The following is a 14,129-nucleotide window of genomic DNA, read 5'->3' as shown; positions in this document are numbered from 1 at the left end:
GCGCTCCGGAGGAGCGGGGGCAGAGCCCCCATGCGCGGGCACGGCCCGTGCGGGCCGGCCCGGCGCAGCCGGGGCGATCCTCATTCGCTGGCCCGGAGCACTGCGGCCGGGCGCACCGACAACGGCCTCCAGGCAAAGATCAACCCGGCCACCAGCGTCGCCAAGACACCCCCTGCCACAACGGCCAGCGCGTTTGGCCAGACCACTGCGAAATCGGCCTCCATCACGAAGGTCATGATCGCCCAGCCGCCCAGGATGCCGGCCGCCAAGGCCACCAGCCCCGCGGCCCCGCCCAGCAGTGCCGAGCGCAGGGCAAAGCTCTGCAGGATCCGCCGACGCGAGGCACCCAACGTCTTCAGCACGGCGCTCTCGTAGGTCCGCGCCGTCTCACCCGCCGCTGCCGCGCCGATCAGCACGAGGAAACCGGTCAGCAGCGTCGCCGCCGCGCCCCAGCGGATCGCCGCGCCGATGCTCTCCAGCAGCTCCGTCACGCGTGCGATGGCGTCCCGGATCCGGATCGCGGTGATGTTGGGGTACGCGTCTGCCACGTCGCGCAGGATCGCCGCCTCGGCGTCTTCCTCGGCATAGACAGTGGAGATGAAGGTGTGCGGCGCGCCTTCCACCGCAGCCGGGTTCATCGTCAGGACAAAGCCGATCCCGGCAGTGGAAAAGTCGACCTCCCGGAACGAGGTGATCGTCGCGTCGATGTCGCGCCCGAGGATGTTGATGGTGATGGCGTCGCCAAGCTTCAGCCCGATTTCCTCGGCCTCCTCGGCGGCAAAGCTGACTTGCGGCGGCCCGCTGTAGTCCTCTGGCCACCAGGTCCCGGCGGTGACGGTGGTGCGGGAATCCGGTTGTGCGGCATAGGTGATGCCCCGGTCGCCGCGCACCACCCAATGACCTCCGGCGACTTCACGCGCGGGACGGCCGTTGATCCTGGTGATGACGCCGCGCATCATCGGCGCGCCGTCGACGCGGCTGACCGCCGGGTCGTTCTCCACACGCTCCAGGAAGCCGGGCATCTGGTCCTTCTGGATGTCGACGAAGAAGTAGGACGGCGCGCGGTCCGGCAGCTCGCGCTGGATCGCGGTGCGCAGATTGCCGTCGATCTGCCCGATGGCTGCCAGGACGGCCAGCCCCAGACCAAGTGACAGCACCACGGCGGATGCGCTTTCCCGTGGTCCGCCGATGCTGCCCAGTGCCCACCGCAGGGCCGGGCGGCCCCGTGCGGCGCGTGTGCTGCCCCGTGCCGCGGCACGGATCAGCAGCGCCGCACCGGACAGCAGGATCAGCGACCCGAGAATACCGCCCGCTGTCCAGAGCGTCAGCTCCGGACTGCCGGAAAACAGCGCCGCCGCCAGCACGAGCACCGCCAGCAGAAGGACGGTGGCGATCACGTAGCGGCGTGCGGGAAAGACGCGTGCGCTGCCCAGAGCGTCGCGGAACAGCGTCGCGGCGCGCACCTCCTCGGCTCGGGCCAGCGGCCAGAGCGTGAAGAGCGCGGCGGTCAGGACGCCGTACAGGGCGGCCTCCAGCAGCGGGGCAGGGTAGAGCGTGAACACCGTGGGGATCGGCAGCGCGTCCTGAATGATCGGGGCGAACAACAAAGGCACGGCGGCGCCGAGGACAAGTCCCATGGCGATACCCAGCAGGGCCAGTGCGCCGATCTGCAGGAAATAGGTCAAAAAGATCGTCTGCCGGGTCGCTCCCAGCGTCCTTAGTGTCGCGATGACCGAAGTCTTTTGCGCCAGGTAGGCCCGCACCGCCGCAGAGACCCCGATGCCGCCCACCGCCAGGCCCGACAGGCCGACCAGCACGAGGAACCGCCCCAGCCTGTCGATGAAACGGGCCACGCCGGGCGCCCCTCTGCGGGCATCCCGCCACCGCATGCCGTTCTCTTCGAACCGTCCCAGCGCGTCGGCGGCGACCACGTCGAGGTCGGCCTCGTCGGGCAGATCCAGCCTGTACTCGGTCTCGTAGAGCGAACCCGGCGCCAGCAATCCGCTGCCTTCGAGGTCACTGGTCGCGACGATGGTCCGGGGGCCGAGGCCAAAGCCGTCGCCCGCGTCGTCCGGTTCCGTCACGATGGTGGCGCGCAGAGTGAATACGCCGTCGCCCAGCCGGAAGGTGTCGCCAGGCGCCAGCCCCAGACGGTCGGCCAGCACGCGCGCCATGACGCCGCCCCGGTCGGCCAGCGCTTCGCTCACGGGCATTGCGGGGTCCAGCACCAGTTCGCCGAGCAGCGGATAGGCGTCGTCCACCGATTTCACCTGCGTCAGGGCGCGGTCAGTGCCGTCCTCGCGGGGCACGGTGGCCATGGAGCGGAAGTCGGTCACCTCCGACACGCGGTCGGCGACGCTGTCCATCCACGCCAGTTCCTCGTCGGTGGCGAAGCGGTAGGTCAGCTTCACCTGCGCATCGCCACCCAGAAGGATCGCCCCCTGGTCGGTCAGCCCGGCCTCGATAGCGGACCGGACAGAGCCGACACCCGAGATGGCCGCCACCCCCAGCGCGAGGCAGGCGAGGAAGATGCGGAAGCCCGACAACCCGCCGCGCAGTTCCCGACGGGCAAAGCGGGCGGCTGTGCGCAGGCTCATTCCGCGGCCCTCGCCGCCTGGTCGGGGTCGATGTGGCCATCGCGCAGGTGGATCGTCCGGTCGCAGAGCGCGGCAAGCTCGGGCGCGTGGGTGACAAGCACCAGCGTCGCTCCGTGTTCGCGCGACAGGCCGAACAGCAGGTCCGTGATCGCTTGCCCGTTCGCGCCGTCGAGGTTGCCGGTGGGTTCGTCTGCCAGAAGGATGCGCGGTTCCGGCGCCAACGCGCGGGCCAGCGCCACCCGCTGCTGTTCACCGCCGGACATCTGCGCGGGGTAGTGATCGGCCCGGTGGCCGAGGCCGACCTTGTCCAGCATCTCTGCCGCCTTCTCGAAAGCGGCCCGGTTGCCGGCCAGTTCCAGCGGCGTCGCGACGTTTTCAAGCGCGGTCATCGTGGGGATCAGGTGGAAGCGCTGAAAGACCACGCCAAGGTTGCCCTGACGAAAACGGGCAAGCTGATCCTCGTCCATTTGGGTCAGGTCTTGTCCCAGCGCCATCACGGTGCCGGAGGTCGCCTGCTCCAGCCCACCCATGATCATCAGCAAAGAGGACTTGCCGGACCCGGACGGCCCTACGAGGCCGAGTGTCTCACCCTCCGGTATGTCGAGCGTGATGCCATGCAGGATTTCGACCATCCCGGCATTGCCCCTGAGGCTCAGGGTGACATCTTGGAGGGAGAGAACGGGTGATGACATAAGGAGCGCTCCACGATGTTTCCGAAAGTGACATATGGTGTCTTGTGTGGGTGCAGCAAGGTTGCGGTCCTTGCCCTCTGGGCCGGCGGACAGCCTGTTTCGGCCGCCGCCGAGACGATTCACCTGCTGGCGTTGGGCGACAGCCTTACGCAGGGGTATGGGCTGATAGAAGAAGACGGCTTTGTCCCGCAACTGCGCGAATGGCTGACAGAGCACGGCCACGACGTGCGTGTGGTCAACGGGGGCGTGTCCGGCGACACCTCGGCCGGGGGGCTGTCCCGGGTCGAATGGTCCCTGACGCCGGAGATCGAGGGCATGATCGTGACCTTCGGCGGCAATGACCTTTTGCGCGGCATAGACCCTGCCGTGACTCGCGCGAATGTGAAGGGCATTCTGGACGTGGCAGAGGAAAACGACGTCGAAGTGCTGCTGATCGGCATGCAGGCGCCGGGCAATTACGGGGCGGCCTACAAGGAAGATTTCGACTCTCTCTACCCCGAGCTGGCGGAGGAATACGGGACGCTTTACCTCGACAGTTTCTTTGCCGGGCTGATGGAAGACGGAAATGTGCCGGAGGACCGGTCTGCCGTCATGCAGGCGGACGGCATTCACCCGAACGCGGATGGCGTCAAACGCATCGTCAGTGTGGTCGGCCCCAAGGTCGAGGAGTTGATCGCACGGATCGGGTCGTGACCCTGCGCCGGGTCGTCAGAAGAATGATGATTCGTGATCGTGGTTGTCGTCGCTCAGGATGACCGGAGAGAGCAGCACCATGGTTGCGATCAACGAAGACACGACATGAACCGACATTGCCGTCAGCAAAGACATGTCGGTCAGTGCAAACGCCATGGCGGCGAACACTACGCTGAACAGACTTCCTGTGATGAGAGCAATGACTGCCATGGTATCTCCGCTTTTGGCTCAAGTTAGACCTTGAGGCATTAATAAGTTCTTAAAAAATTTGGGCGTTTTGGTGGCGCGCACATGTTTTTTTCACCCACCGCGGAGGGCCCGCCATGCGAAACCCGGCATCCTTAAAGCCATGGCGCGCATGATCTCTCCGTACTCGGTTTCGCCCGCAAGCAGCCTCAGGTACTCTCGCCGCAGGCTGCGCGACCGGCGGAAACCGGAGATGAAGGCAGGCCTCAGCCTTTCCCGGAACATGAGCTGACGAAGGACCCGGGCCTGCCGCAGCCCGGTGTGGAGCGGTCGCAAGGACTGGCGATAGTGCGCCAGCGCCTTGTCCGGCTGCCCCGACGACAACGCGCGCACCACTGCCAGTCCGGCCAACTCTCCACTGTGCAGCGCGTGGCCGATGCCTTCTCCGGTGATCGGATCGACAAGTCCGGCGGCGTCGCCGGCCAGTAGGATGCGGCCTGCGCCCGGTGTCTTGCGGAAATCCCCGAACGGCAGGAACTGGCCCTTCACTGGCAGGCCGTCGGCGATCCCGAGCGATTCGAGATAGCCGCGCAGCGCCGCCTTCATGTCCGCGTTGCGCGCCATGATTCCGCCCACGCCGACCGTGGTGCCGCCGGTTTTCGGAAACTGCCAGCCATACCCCCAGTCTGCGGCCCCGAAGTCGATACGCAGCGGCACATCCGCCGCGTTTCCGGGCTGCTCGACTTCCAGCGCAAACCCGATGCGCTCCCGGTCGAAGGCCGCCCCGAAAAGCAGCCGGGCGATGGGGCTGTTGACGCCGTCCGCCGCGACGATCAACGGGGCGGTGAGCCTGACGCCGGGCAGGTCGACGGCCGGCCCCGCGGGGTCGAGTCTACCCGTCCGTCCCGTGAAGTCGCCCGCCCCGGCAGACAGGGCATCGGCGACGAGCGTGGCGTCAAAATCGCGGCGCATGATCAGGTGGATCGGGGGCGCCTTCTCCCCGCCGCCCAGATCCTCGCCGAAAGCGAAAAAGCGAAAGCGGTCGCGGCAGGTCAGGGGGATGTCCGGCAAAGCGCGGTCGAAAATGCGGGCGTAGTGCCGGACAGCGCGCCCAGTCAGACCTCCGCCGCACAGCTTGTCCCTCGGAAACCGTTGCTTGTCGACCAGCGCAACCGCGAGACCGGCCTTGGCGGCGGTCCTCGCACAAGCGGCGCCGGACGGGCCGGCGCCGATAACGATCAGGTCGACTGTTTGGGTGGTCAAAGAACGGTGACTTTGGTGCCGACATTCACGCGCGGATAAAGGTCCATCACGTGTTCGTTGATCATACGCACGCAGCCGTTGGAGACCGAACGCCCGATGGATTCCGGCGAGGTCGTGCCGTGGATCGCGTTGTACGTGTAGCGACCGTCGCGGTACAGGTAGAGTGCCCGTGCGCCCAGCGGATTGCCCGGACCGCCCGGCTGGACATAGTCGTTGCCCTTGAACTTGCCGTAGCTGCCCGGATCGCGTTCGATCATCGCGTCGGTCGGGCGCCAAGTCGGCCATTCCTTCTTCGACCCGACGTAGAACTCACCGGAAATCGCCTGACCCGCCTTGCCGAAACCCACGCCATAACGCATCGCCGCACCGGGCTGGTCGATGTAGTACAGGAAGTGCGCAGCCGGCAGGATCAGGATCTGCCCCGGAGCGAGGTCCTTTCGGATGCCGACGCGCTGCGGACGCAGAGTCGGATCGAGCTGGAACGCAAGCGCGGGGCTTGCAACGGTCGCAGCCACGGCGGCGACAAAGGAACGGCGGGTGATCATGGCGGTACTCACTTTTCGGGAGACCTGATTGATGTGGCCAAAAGGGTGAGGAAAATCAATCCCGGGCCAGCGAAGGCAGTGGTCACTTGGCTGTGCGTCACGCGGAAACCGTGGCTTTGCGGCCACAGCTTCGCTCACTCCCTGGGAACATCCGCGTTCCGCCCGGCCAGGATGACGCTGATCAGATAGGCGGTCTCAGGCTCCATCCCGGCCATGATCGCCGCCGCCGAATCGGGACGCATCCGGGACAGGAATCCGGCGGCGAACTGCGGATCCATCTGCTGGAAGAGCGCGGCCGCCTGCTTCGGCTTCATCTTGGCGTAGACATCCGTGAGTTGGGTCAGGTCGTCCTCTGCCGCGGTGCGGGCAAGGGTCAGCGTCTCCCTGAGCCGTTCTTCCGCGTCGACCAGCGCGGTCATCCTGCGCTCGATCTCCTGCTCGGCGACGGAGAGCGCCTGCATCCGAACATCTATCGCCTCTTCCCGCTTGCGGACCCGCGCCTCCCGCGCCTTCAGGGCATTGATCAGCGGCAGGATGTCGGATTCGGCCATGGGCGGGGCCTGGTCCGTTTCGTGACGTGTGTCAGCCGCGACCTGCGTGCCGTGCTCGGCTTCGGCTTCATGCTGGACCGGGGCGGCCTCTTCACGGGCCAGGGCCTGGCTCGCACCGGCGCCGACACGCACGACGGCCGAGGCGAGAAGCAGCGCGCCGATGGCCGCGAGCGCCCCTTTTTGCTTGCGGCGCGGACGCTTCGGTTTGGCGGGCGCGGTTTTTGCGTTGGTTTTCTGCTTGGACATGGTGGGCCCTCAGTTGCGCGGATGGCGGACAAAGACCGGCTCTGCCGATTCCTTCGTTGGCGCGCTGTTCTGCGGCAGGTCGTGCATCGAGGCGACCAGCAGTTCCAGCCGTCGGGCAACGTCCTCTGCCCGCTCTGTCAGTTCCTGAAGCGAGCGGGACGATTCCCCTGCACTTCCACGCGCCACATCCAGCGTCTTCGTGAGGTCGTCGACCTGTGCGGACAGCACGGCCACGGCCCCGCCCACGCCGTTTTCGAGATCGGTGAATTTCGTCAGCCGCCGGGCAAGGATGAAACAGTAGAAACCCGCGCCAAGTGCTCCGGCCACCAACAGGATGTCGGCAATCATATCCATATTCTCAATCCTTCAGTTCAGCACGAATTCGAGGACAAGCAGATCGCGGATCCTGTCCTCTCCGGCGACAAGCCGCACCCGGCGGAGCATCTGCCCCCGGAGCCGGACAAGCGCGCCGGGCGCTTCGATATCGCGCGCTTCCAACGCGCGAAGATAGCTGTTCAGGACGTCCTGCACCCGGGGCAGGATCACTTCCACATCGGCGGCATATTGCTCCGGCACCTCCAGAGATGCGCGGAACCGAAGGTGCTGTGAATGGCCGCCCGGGCCGAGGGACACCATGACCTGCGGCACCTCTATGAAAGAGACCTTCGGCAAAGCGGGGGTTTCGACGTGTTCCTGGTCTTCGGCATGGTCAGCGCCCGCAGCCGCGTCTTCGGCATGCGCATCCGAACCGCCGCCAAGAAGGCCCGACTGGACGGCAAAAAAACCCCCGCCAGCCCCCGCAAGGGCAAGCACGACCCCGATGATCATCGGCAGTTTCGACGGCTTCTTCTCTTCCTGGCCGTCCTCGTCGACGGTGGCGTCAGACATGCCAAACCTCTTTTTCGCTACACCGCGTTTATAGGCTGAAAGGGGCTAACTGATTGTTAAGTCGAATGGGTCAAAACTCGGCGCAACCGAACAGAAGGTTTGGATGGAGGCTAGGTTGAACCAGATTTTGAACAGTTGGGGTGCTCTCGGCGGGCGCCAGCGCATGGTGGTCCTCGGGGCGACGTTGGCGATGGTTCTTGCGGTGTGGGGGCTTGCCAGGCTGGCATCGGCGCCAAGCTATTCGCTGCTTTACGCGGGGCTCGAAAACGGTGCCGCGGGCGACGTCGTGAAGGCGCTCGAGGCCCGTGGCGTGCAGTACGACATTCGCGGTGGTGCCATCTTCGTCCCCGATTCGGATCGAGACGGGCTTCGCCTGACCTTGGCGAGCGAGGGGCTGCCGGCGAACGGGGGGCAGGGGTACGAACTGCTCGACGGGTTGTCGGGCTTCGGCACCACCAGCCAGATGTTCGACGCGGCCTATTGGCGCGCGAAGGAAGGGGAACTGGCGCGGACCATCGTCTCCAACCCCCAGATTGCGTCTGCGCGGGTGCATATCGCCAACAGTTCCGCCAACCCTTTCCAGCGCGACGTGACGCCGACGGCCTCGATTTCCGTCACCACGACGGGCGGAACGCTATCGGCTCAGCAAGCGCGGGCGCTGAAGTACCTCGTGGCCTCTGCCGTCCCGGGCCTTGAACCGGAGGGCGTTGCCGTCATCGACGGGAAAGGCGGCCTGATCGGGGCGGAGGCAGAGCATGGCGCGGGTCCCACGGCCGACGACAAGGCCGCCCTGCTGCGCGACCGCGTGCAACGTTTGATGGAGGCGCGCGTCGGCGTCGGCAATGCTGTGGTCGAGGTCAGTGTCGACACTGTCACCGAAAGCGAACTGATCCGCTCGCGCAGCTTCGATCCGGAGGGACGGGTCGTGATCTCCACCGATACGGAGGAAAGCACCGACCGTTCGGAAAATCAGGGCGGCGGCAACGTGACCGTGGCCTCCAACCTGCCGGATGGCAACGCGGGCGGTGGCGACACCTCTTCGTCGCAGAAGGCCGAAACACGGGAACGCGTGAACTTCGAGGTGTCGGAGACAACGCGCGAGATCACCCGCGTTCCAGGCGCGATCAAGCGGTTGACCGTCGCGGTGCTTGTCAACGGCACTTACACGGAGGACGGCAACGGCAACCAGACCTTCGAACCGCTGCCCGAAGACGAACTGCAGGCGCTGCGCGACCTCGTGGCCTCTGCCGTCGGATACGACGAGGAGCGCGGAGATCAGATCACGCTGAAGTCCCTGTCGTTCGAACGTCCCGAAGGGTTGGGCACTGGCCCGCTCGAACCCGGTCTCTTTACCGGCGTGATCGACACGATGCGGCTGATCCAGATGGGCGTGCTGGCGCTGGTCGCCCTTGTGCTCGGCCTGTTCGTCGTCCGTCCGGTGCTGGCACGCGGCGCTGGTGGCGAAGCCGGGATGGCCGGCGCTCTTCCTGCACCGGGTGAAGGCGATGCCGGGCCTGCGCTTGACGGCGAGATCGAGCCGCTCGGCGGTTTCGGCGATCTGCCGGTCATGGGCGACGGACCGGACTTCAGCGGCCTCGGCATGGTCGATTTCGACTCTCCGCCGGACGAGGACCCGGTCGACCGCCTCCGCAACCTCATCCAGGAGCGCAAGACCGAAACGGTCGAGATCCTGCGCAGCTGGCTTGAAGAGGACCGGGAGCGTGCAAGTTGACCGCCCTTCAGGAACTTCTGGAGGACTTCGGCACCCGCGCGTCGCACGTCGGGTTGCCGGGTCCGGTCGAACCGCAGGTCAGCGAAGCCGAGCTGGCGGGCCAGAAGCTCGAGTCCTTCGAGAAGGGATATCGGGCCGGCTGGGACGACGCGGTCAAGGCGCATACGGAAGATCGCGACCGGATCTCCAGCACGTTCGGGCAGCACCTTCAGGACCTGTCCTTCACCTACAACGAAGCCTACGGCCACATGATCGCCGAACTTACGCCGCTGCTGGAAGAGATGGTCACCGCCCTACTGCCGCAAATCGCGAAGGAAACCCTCGGGCGGCACATTTCCGAAACCCTCGGCCGCATGGCGTCGGAGATCGGGATGGCAGAAGTGGAGGTCGCCGTGGCCCCGGAAAAGGTCGCTTCGGTCGAGCCGATGCTGGCGCAGGACTTCAACTTCCCGGTGCGGATCGTGGCGGATGACACACTCGGTGAGGAACAGGCCGACATCCGTTTCGGCCAGCACGAACGGCAAATCGACCTGGGCGACCTGATCACCTCGGTTGCAGAGGCGGTACAGGGCTTCGCCCACGACAAGCAAAGGAAACTGAGCCATGGATAACGCCCAGACATCCGGACGGGAGGCGGGCGCAACGCCGTTCACCTCCGTTCCGATCGAAATCACAGTGTCGGTCGGCAAGGCACGCCCGCTGGTCCGGGAACTGTTGCAGCTGAACGAGGGCTCGGTTCTGGCGCTGGACAAGCAACTGGACGACCCGGTGGAATTGTATGTCGGCGAAAAGCTGATCGGTATCGGTGTGCTGGAGGTGGTCGAGGGGGACGGACAGGGCCAGCTTGCCGTCCGGCTGACCGAAGTGGTCGACCTGCAGACACCGGCCTGATCCATGTGGACCCGCACGGCCAGAACGGCCCTGATCGCGGTGGCGGCGCTGGTCGCGCTCAGCCTGCCCGCGGCGGCACAGGACATCTCGATCGACCTTGGCGGCGGATCGGTCACCGCGACCTCCGTGCAACTGATCCTGCTGATCACGCTGCTCAGCCTCGCGCCGGGGATCGCGATCATGGTGACCTGCTTTCCGTTCATGGTCACCGTGCTCGCAATCCTGCGGCAGGCCGTCGGATTGCAGCAATCCCCGCCCAACATGCTGATCGTCAGCCTCGCGCTGTTCCTGACCTATTTCGTGATGGAGCCGGTCTTCACCGAGGCGTGGGATACCGGCGTGCAGCCGCTGATCGAAGAGCAGATCGAGGTCGAAGAGGCGGCGATCCGGACGCTTGCGCCGTTCCGGGACTTCATGGCCGGGCGGACCGACCCCGACACCTACCGGGCGATGGCCGACCTGCGCCCCGACGCGCGGGAGACGGTGCTGGCACCGGAGGCGCCGCTCTCCGTGCTCGTGCCCAGCTTCATGCTGTCCGAAGTGGCCCGGGCCTTCCAGGTCGGTTTCCTCATCTTTCTGCCGTTCCTGATCATCGACCTCGTAGTCGCTGCCGTGCTCATGTCGATGGGCATGATGATGGTGCCGCCCGCAATCGTGTCCCTGCCGTTCAAGCTGGCCTTCTTCGTCGTTGCCGACGGGTGGAGCCTTTTGGCAGGCAGCCTCGTGCGCGGGTATTTCTGAAGGCCTGCGTCATCGCGTGACCGGTCTTGCCGGGCGGAACCGCTTGTAGGGTGGGGCTTCGCGCCACCCTCGTTGCGTATTCGTCTGCGCCATGGACATGACAACGCGCCGTCCGGCCACGGGGCCGCCAGGCAAAGCTGTCAGGACAAACCTTCCAACGGGTGGTCGTCCTCGTCGGCGTGCAGATGCCGCTCGCCCCGGGTCCGGGCCAGCGCGATTTGCTTCTGCCGTTCGCGGAACCGGGCCTTGTCCTCGCCGGAAGTCTCGTCCACGCACAAATGGCAAGAGACGCCATGCTCGTATTCGGGCCGCGCGCGGTCTTCGGGCAGGATCGGGCGGCGGCAGGCGTGGCATAGCACGTGCGGACCTTCCTTCAGCCCGTGTTCCACCGAAACCCGCCCATCGAAGACGAAGCAGGCGCCGTCCCACGTGCTTTGTGCCTCCGGGACGTCCTCAAGGTATTTCAGGATGCCGCCTTTCAGGTGGTAAACGTCTTCCACACCCTGCCCCAGCAGGAAGTTCGTCGATTTCTCGCAGCGGATGCCGCCGGTGCAGAACATGGCGATCCGCTTGTTGTGGAAGCGGTGCTTGTTCTTCTCCCACCATTCCGGGAACTCGCGAAAGGTCGCGGTTTCGGGATCGACCGCGCCCTCGAAGGTGCCGATGGCGATCTCGTAGTCGTTGCGGGTGTCGATCACCGCCACGTCCGGAGACCGGATCAGGTCATTCCAGTCCGCCGGTTCGACATAGTGGCCCACCCGCGCCTTCGGATCGACGTCCGGCTGGCCCATGGTGACGATCTCCTTCTTCAGCCGCACCTTCATGCGGGCGAAGGGCCGTTCCGCCGCGGTCGACAGCTTCCATTCCAGATCGGCGCAACCGGGCAGTTTGAGGATGTGCGCCAGCACGGCATCTATCCCGGAGCGCGGTCCGGCGACGGTGCCGTTGATCCCCTCGCGCGCCAGAAGCAGCGTGCCGGTGACGTGCTCGGCACGGCAGAGGTCCAGAAGCGGCCCGCGCAGGGCGGCGGGATCGTCGAAGCGGGTGAAGTGGTACAGGGCGCAAACGGTGAACATGGGTCTCAGGTACGTTCCGGGCGGGTTTCAGGCAATCGGCTAATCTGCCGCAATGGCAAGACCGTGAACCACGGCGGTAAAGACTTCGGTGTCCACGGGTTCGGCATCGGGCAGCGCACGCACCATCGCGCCGCGGACTGCGCCCAACAGACTGGAGCCACCGACAAACACCACTTTGTCGACGGAGGCAGGCGCCGCGCCTGCCTCTGACAGGGTCAGCAGGGCCTGGGCCGAGATCTGGTCCGCAAACTCCGCCAAGGTCCGGTTCATCGCGTCCTGCGCCAGCGCCACGCCAAGCCCGCGTTCCACCTCGCGCAGGTCGATGCGGCCTTCGGGCGCAGCGTTGGCCGCGATCTTCCCGGCCTCGACGGCATAGGCCACATCGTGGCCCAGGTGGCTTTCCAGCACCTCGGCCAATCGCTCGAAGGGCTCCGGATCGGGAGCGAGGCGGATCCAGCGTTGCACTTCCCGCAACAGAGCGGAGTCATAGACGAAGGGGATTTTCTCCCACGAGGCGAGATCGTGGAACAATGCCTTTGGCGCCGCATGCGTGCGGGAGCCGAGTTCCGCCCCGATCTCTGCCTCGTAGCCGAAAAGCGGCATCGCATAGGCAAGGCTTAGCGCCTTGTCGAAGTCGGTGCCGCCCAGCCGGATACCGGTGGACGCCAGCACCTGCATGGTGTCGCCCGTGCGGTCGCAAAGCGTGAAGTCCGATGTCCCGCCGCCGATGTCGACGATCAACAGGCGGCCTTCGGCATCCGCGGCCAGCGCCGCCGCCTCCGGTTCCGGCAGGAAATCCACGGCCTTGAACCCGGCCATCATGTAGGCCTCCGTCAGGTCTTCCAGGGCGGCTGCGTTGCGCTCTTCGGAGGCGGAGTGGAACCTTACAGGGCGACCCGACAGAGCGGTGTCGAAGGTCAGGCCGGTGTGCGCCTCGGCGCGGGTGCGGATTTCCGTCAGGAAGCGGGCGATGACCTCGATCAGGGTGATGCGCTCGTTCAAAAGACGGCGCGGTTCACGGGCCAACGGCGTGCCGAGGATCGACTTAAGCGCGCGCATGAAGCGGCCTTCCGCGCCTTCGCGCATCGCCCGCGCGGCGGCGGACCCATAGGTGTAGCGGCGTTCCGCGAAATCCACGAAGACCGCGGTTGGCAGCGTCTGTGCGCCCTGCTCCAGCGGGATCACATAGGGTTTGTCCCCGGCCATCGTGCCGGCGGCGGTGTTCGACGTACCGAAGTCCAGTCCGAGCCGGGCCATGAGAATCCTCCGCGTTGAAAGGCGTGCGGCATAGCGCCGTCAAGCGGGCATGGCAATTCCCATTGGGGCACCCTAGGGTAGAATCCGGTAGCCAGACGGAGAGACAGGCCATGCACGCGCTGATCGTGATAGACGTCCAGAACGATTTCTGCCCCGGCGGTGCGCTCGCAGTCGCGCAGGGTGACGAGATCGTCCAGCCGATCAACGCGCTCATGGCGGAATTCGACGCTGTCGTCCTGACGCAGGACTGGCATCCGGCAGGGCATTCCTCGTTTGCCTCGGCGCACGAGGGCAAAGCGCCGTTCGAGATGATCGACATGCCCTACGGGCCGCAGGTTCTTTGGCCCGACCACTGCATCCAGGCCTCGCCGGGCGCGAATTTCCACATGGAGCTTGAGACGGACCGCGCCGATCTGATCATCCGAAAGGGCTTCCGTTCCGCCATCGACAGCTATTCCGCCTTTTTCGAGAACGACCACACCACACCGACCGGACTGGAGGGCTACCTGCGTACCCGTGGGATCGACAGGCTGACGCTGGTCGGCCTCGCGACCGATTTCTGCGTGAACTACTCTGCCGTGGATGCCGCCAGACTGGGCTTCTCGGTTGCGGTGCGCGAAGATCTGTGTCGCGCCATCGACCTCGACGGTTCGTTGAAGGCGGCGCGGGAGAGTATGATGCAGGCAGGCGTGACGCTGGAGTGACGCTTCACGCAACAGCGTTTTGCCATGAAATCGAGGCTTTCTATGGTTGGCACATTGTTAAGTTCTT

General features: G+C 65.8%; 16 protein-coding genes. 6 read left to right on the top strand and 10 right to left on the bottom strand.

The genetic code is table 11. The features are described 5' to 3' along the window. Positions 1 to 80: 80 nt before the first annotated feature. The gene (locus tag ABFK29_RS01235; protein WP_005858387.1) at positions 81 to 2,597 is read right to left on the bottom strand and encodes an ABC transporter permease; all 2,517 of its coding nucleotides are present in this window, start codon (positions 2,595 to 2,597) and stop codon (positions 81 to 83) included. Further along, entirely contained in the window at positions 2,594 to 3,289 is a 696-nt protein-coding gene (locus ABFK29_RS01230) for an ABC transporter ATP-binding protein (protein ID WP_040604471.1), read from the bottom strand. The genes ABFK29_RS01235 and ABFK29_RS01230 overlap by 4 nt, the downstream gene beginning before the upstream one ends. Before the next feature lie 15 nt (positions 3,290 to 3,304). On the opposite strand from ABFK29_RS01230, the gene ABFK29_RS01225 reads away from it, so the two are divergent. Then, a complete protein-coding gene (locus ABFK29_RS01225; protein ID WP_005858385.1) occupies positions 3,305 to 3,982 on the top strand; it encodes an arylesterase in 678 nt (225 codons plus the stop codon). A 15-nt stretch (positions 3,983 to 3,997) separates the two neighbouring features. Here the strand turns inward: ABFK29_RS01225 and ABFK29_RS01220 are convergent, their stop codons facing one another. The 6 genes from ABFK29_RS01220 to ABFK29_RS01195 all read right to left on the bottom strand — a co-directional run bounded on the left by ABFK29_RS01220 (position 3,998) and on the right by ABFK29_RS01195 (position 7,661). Beyond that, a complete protein-coding gene (locus ABFK29_RS01220) occupies positions 3,998 to 4,192 on the bottom strand; it encodes a hypothetical protein (RefSeq protein WP_157136457.1) in 195 nt (64 codons plus the stop codon). Between the two features lie 90 nt (positions 4,193 to 4,282). Continuing rightward, on the bottom strand, positions 4,283 to 5,431 hold the full coding sequence (locus tag ABFK29_RS01215) for a geranylgeranyl reductase family protein (protein ID WP_005858383.1): 1,149 nt from the start codon (positions 5,429 to 5,431) through the stop codon (positions 4,283 to 4,285). After that, positions 5,428 to 5,976 (bottom strand): L,D-transpeptidase, encoded by a 549-nt coding sequence (locus ABFK29_RS01210; RefSeq protein ID WP_005858382.1) that lies wholly within the window; start codon positions 5,974 to 5,976, stop codon positions 5,428 to 5,430. The genes ABFK29_RS01215 and ABFK29_RS01210 overlap by 4 nt, the downstream gene beginning before the upstream one ends. A 134-nt stretch (positions 5,977 to 6,110) precedes the next feature. Further along, positions 6,111 to 6,773 carry a MotE family protein gene (locus ABFK29_RS01205; protein WP_005858381.1) on the bottom strand — a complete coding sequence of 221 codons (663 nt, stop codon included), beginning with the start codon at positions 6,771 to 6,773 and terminating at the stop codon, positions 6,111 to 6,113. A gap of 9 nt (positions 6,774 to 6,782) precedes the next feature. Then, complete coding sequence (locus ABFK29_RS01200; protein ID WP_005858380.1) at positions 6,783 to 7,127, bottom strand: hypothetical protein; 345 nt, start codon at positions 7,125 to 7,127, stop codon at positions 6,783 to 6,785. Between the two features lie 12 nt (positions 7,128 to 7,139). Further along, on the bottom strand, positions 7,140 to 7,661 hold the full coding sequence (locus ABFK29_RS01195; RefSeq protein ID WP_005858379.1) for a flagellar basal body-associated FliL family protein: 522 nt from the start codon (positions 7,659 to 7,661) through the stop codon (positions 7,140 to 7,142). A gap of 115 nt (positions 7,662 to 7,776) precedes the next feature. Between ABFK29_RS01195 and fliF the strand changes: the two genes are divergently transcribed. Genes fliF through fliP form a run of 4 tightly spaced genes read left to right on the top strand, consistent with a single transcriptional unit; the run spans position 7,777 to position 11,025 of the window. Continuing rightward, entirely contained in the window at positions 7,777 to 9,393 is a 1,617-nt protein-coding gene (fliF, locus tag ABFK29_RS01190; protein ID WP_040604519.1) for a flagellar basal-body MS-ring/collar protein FliF, read from the top strand. Next, positions 9,390 to 10,004, top strand: a complete 615-nt coding sequence (locus ABFK29_RS01185) for a hypothetical protein (protein WP_005858377.1) — start codon at positions 9,390 to 9,392, stop codon at positions 10,002 to 10,004. Before fliF ends, ABFK29_RS01185 begins: the two co-directional genes overlap by 4 nt. After that, on the top strand, positions 9,997 to 10,284 hold the full coding sequence (locus ABFK29_RS01180) for a FliM/FliN family flagellar motor switch protein (RefSeq protein ID WP_005858376.1): 288 nt from the start codon (positions 9,997 to 9,999) through the stop codon (positions 10,282 to 10,284). The genes ABFK29_RS01185 and ABFK29_RS01180 overlap by 8 nt, the downstream gene beginning before the upstream one ends. 3 nt (positions 10,285 to 10,287) lie before the next feature. Next, a complete protein-coding gene (gene fliP, locus ABFK29_RS01175; protein WP_005858375.1) occupies positions 10,288 to 11,025 on the top strand; it encodes a flagellar type III secretion system pore protein FliP in 738 nt (245 codons plus the stop codon). Between the two features lie 140 nt (positions 11,026 to 11,165). Here fliP and ABFK29_RS01170 read toward each other — a convergent pair whose 3' ends face one another. Further along, positions 11,166 to 12,101: a rhodanese-related sulfurtransferase gene (locus ABFK29_RS01170; RefSeq protein ID WP_005858374.1), complete on the bottom strand. Its 936-nt coding sequence runs from the start codon at positions 12,099 to 12,101 to the stop codon at positions 11,166 to 11,168. A gap of 39 nt (positions 12,102 to 12,140) precedes the next feature. Further along, entirely contained in the window at positions 12,141 to 13,358 is a 1,218-nt protein-coding gene (locus ABFK29_RS01165) for an Hsp70 family protein (protein ID WP_005858373.1), read from the bottom strand. Between the two features lie 110 nt (positions 13,359 to 13,468). Between ABFK29_RS01165 and pncA the strand changes: the two genes are divergently transcribed. After that, entirely contained in the window at positions 13,469 to 14,062 is a 594-nt protein-coding gene (pncA, locus tag ABFK29_RS01160; protein WP_005858372.1) for a bifunctional nicotinamidase/pyrazinamidase, read from the top strand. Positions 14,063 to 14,129 lie beyond the last annotated feature (67 nt).

It is taken from the genome of Sagittula stellata E-37 (genome assembly GCF_039724765.1).
Taxonomy (GTDB): domain Bacteria; phylum Pseudomonadota; class Alphaproteobacteria; order Rhodobacterales; family Rhodobacteraceae; genus Sagittula; species Sagittula stellata.
Note: the sequence above shows the minus strand (reverse complement) of the source record. Positions and strands in the feature narration are given on the sequence as shown.

What these genes read in the sequence shown, in the direction of transcription:
- ABFK29_RS01235 (WP_005858387.1), bottom strand. Translation starts at nt 2,597, where the DNA reads ATGAGCCTGCGCACAGCCGCCCGCTTTGCCCGTCGGGAACTGCGCGGC.
- ABFK29_RS01230 (WP_040604471.1), bottom strand. Translation starts at nt 3,289, where the DNA reads ATGTCATCACCCGTTCTCTCCCTCCAAGATGTCACCCTGAGCCTCAGG.
- ABFK29_RS01225 (WP_005858385.1), top strand. Translation starts at nt 3,305, where the DNA reads ATGTTTCCGAAAGTGACATATGGTGTCTTGTGTGGGTGCAGCAAGGTT.
- ABFK29_RS01220 (WP_157136457.1), bottom strand. Translation starts at nt 4,192, where the DNA reads ATGGCAGTCATTGCTCTCATCACAGGAAGTCTGTTCAGCGTAGTGTTC.
- ABFK29_RS01210 (WP_005858382.1), bottom strand. Translation starts at nt 5,976, where the DNA reads ATGATCACCCGCCGTTCCTTTGTCGCCGCCGTGGCTGCGACCGTTGCA.
- ABFK29_RS01205 (WP_005858381.1), bottom strand. Translation starts at nt 6,773, where the DNA reads ATGTCCAAGCAGAAAACCAACGCAAAAACCGCGCCCGCCAAACCGAAG.
- ABFK29_RS01200 (WP_005858380.1), bottom strand. Translation starts at nt 7,127, where the DNA reads ATGGATATGATTGCCGACATCCTGTTGGTGGCCGGAGCACTTGGCGCG.
- ABFK29_RS01195 (WP_005858379.1), bottom strand. Translation starts at nt 7,661, where the DNA reads ATGTCTGACGCCACCGTCGACGAGGACGGCCAGGAAGAGAAGAAGCCG.
- ABFK29_RS01180 (WP_005858376.1), top strand. Translation starts at nt 9,997, where the DNA reads ATGGATAACGCCCAGACATCCGGACGGGAGGCGGGCGCAACGCCGTTC.
- fliP (WP_005858375.1), top strand. Translation starts at nt 10,288, where the DNA reads ATGTGGACCCGCACGGCCAGAACGGCCCTGATCGCGGTGGCGGCGCTG.
- ABFK29_RS01170 (WP_005858374.1), bottom strand. Translation starts at nt 12,101, where the DNA reads ATGTTCACCGTTTGCGCCCTGTACCACTTCACCCGCTTCGACGATCCC.
- ABFK29_RS01165 (WP_005858373.1), bottom strand. Translation starts at nt 13,358, where the DNA reads ATGGCCCGGCTCGGACTGGACTTCGGTACGTCGAACACCGCCGCCGGC.
- pncA (WP_005858372.1), top strand. Translation starts at nt 13,469, where the DNA reads ATGCACGCGCTGATCGTGATAGACGTCCAGAACGATTTCTGCCCCGGC.